This is a genomic window from Paenibacillus gorillae (assembly GCF_000513275.1).
Classification (GTDB): domain Bacteria; phylum Bacillota; class Bacilli; order Paenibacillales; family Paenibacillaceae; genus Pristimantibacillus; species Pristimantibacillus gorillae.
Genome location: NZ_CBVJ010000003.1, coordinates 1 through 1,809, shown reverse-complemented (window position 1 = coordinate 1,809; position 1,809 = coordinate 1). Strand labels below are relative to the sequence as shown.

Here is a 1,809-nt window from a genome sequence, read left to right as displayed (position 1 = left end):
GTTTGCACAAATCTTCTACATCTGCAGTATAATGACTTGTTAGAATTATTGTGGTTTTTTCCTTTGAATTATAATATTTAAAGAATTCCCTAATTTTCTTTTGAGATATTACATCTAAACCAATTGTCGGCTCATCTAGGAACAATACCTCAGGACTGTGCAACAACGAAGCAATTAACTCCATCTTCATTCTCTCTCCAAGAGATAGTCTTCTTACTTGAACTTTCATCAAACTTTTTACATCCAGTAATTCAGACAATTCTTCGACTGTTCTTTTGTATCTAACATCATCAATTTCATATATGCATTTTGTAAGATATAACGATTCATTAGCAGGCAAATCCCAATTCAACTGACCTTTATTTCCCATAATTATTGAAAATAACATCTTGAATTTTTTTTCTCTTTCCCAAGGTTTATATCCCCCTATAATAACTTCTCCTGATGTTGGGTACAGAATGCCCGATAACATCTTTAATGTGGTAGTTTTTCCAGCCCCATTAGGTCCAAGAAAACCAATAATTTCTCCTTTTTCTATTTCAAATGAAATATCAGTAACAGCTTCCTTAACAAGTTTTTTCCTGAAAATCAGGTTTTTTAACGAATTCTTAAGTCCAACTTCTTTTTCATAATAATCATATTGTTTTGATAAGTTTTTTACACTTATAAAAGACATCTACTATTCCTCCTGGTAATCTACATTTAATTACTAGCTCTACTGCTTCATCAACCCGTGCATATTCTCTAGTAGAAAAATTTTCACACGACTATATCTAGTTACGTTTATCATTTTAAGATATGAATCGGGTACTTCTCCAATAATTGATTCCATCCATACTTTCATAACATCGTATATAAAATTCCCTCCAGTATTGCTATTAGTCAGGATAACTATACCTTCATCCCTTTTAGGAATCATAGCAATAACGGAGCTCCACCCTCTATTACACCCCGTATGCGAAATCACTTTATGGTTATTAATAGTTGAGATAGAAAAACCTAATCCATACGGGATAGTTCGTTCTACACGAGAATGAAGCAATTTTACACTTTCGTGATTAATTAATCCCCCTTCATTGCTCTTCATTTCTCTACTCATATTAAGATTTATTAGAAGGAATTTACTCATATCTTCAATGTTGGAATATAGTCCTGCAGCTGCTTTTTCTATAAATATATAATTCGGTAACTTTTTACCAAGACTATCGTATGCTCTTGATCCTCCTTTAAAATTCTCCAATCTTTGTTTGAAAGTGCTCCCCACCATACTTAATGGACCAAGTACATTTTTTTCCATGTACTCAGTGAACTCCAATCCACTAACTTCCTCAATTAAAAGCTGCAGTATAGAATACCCTCCACTTGAGTACAAAAACGACTTTCCTGGATCATTTATGAGTTTCAGTTTTTCTTTCGAATTAATTTTTCCATACATAGAATCCACTATACTATCTAAGTGCTTCTCTTTCTCTGAACCGAGATATTGAGGAGCATTAATTCCCGCTGTATGGCTGAGTAGTTTTCGAACTGTGATTGCACTTTGATCAAAAGGTGATGGCGACAACTCCCATCTCTTCAGATATGTTGTAATAGGCTTATCTAAGTTCAATGCTCCTTCTTCAACTAACTTCATAATCCCCCAAGCGGTTACTGGTTTTGATATTGAAGCTACTTGAAATTGAGTATATTTATCAACATATAGTTTTGAACTTTTATCTGCAAGGCCGTAAAAATGTAATTGTGGTGATTCACCGGTTCTCACAATTGAGAATGCAATACCCGGCACGTTATTTTTTTTGTAAGATGCGG

At 33.8% G+C, this 1,809-nt stretch carries 2 protein-coding genes; both read right to left on the bottom strand.

Annotated elements, in window-relative coordinates; genetic code table 11:
* The coding region (locus TY10_RS00125) for an ABC transporter ATP-binding protein (RefSeq protein WP_042159263.1) at nucleotides 1–676 on the bottom strand (676 nt) is incomplete at its 3' end.
* Nucleotides 677–715: 39 nt separating this feature from the next.
* Nucleotides 716–1,809: serine hydrolase domain-containing protein (locus tag TY10_RS00120; RefSeq protein ID WP_052350258.1), on the bottom strand; the 1,094-nt coding region annotated here is incomplete at its 5' end.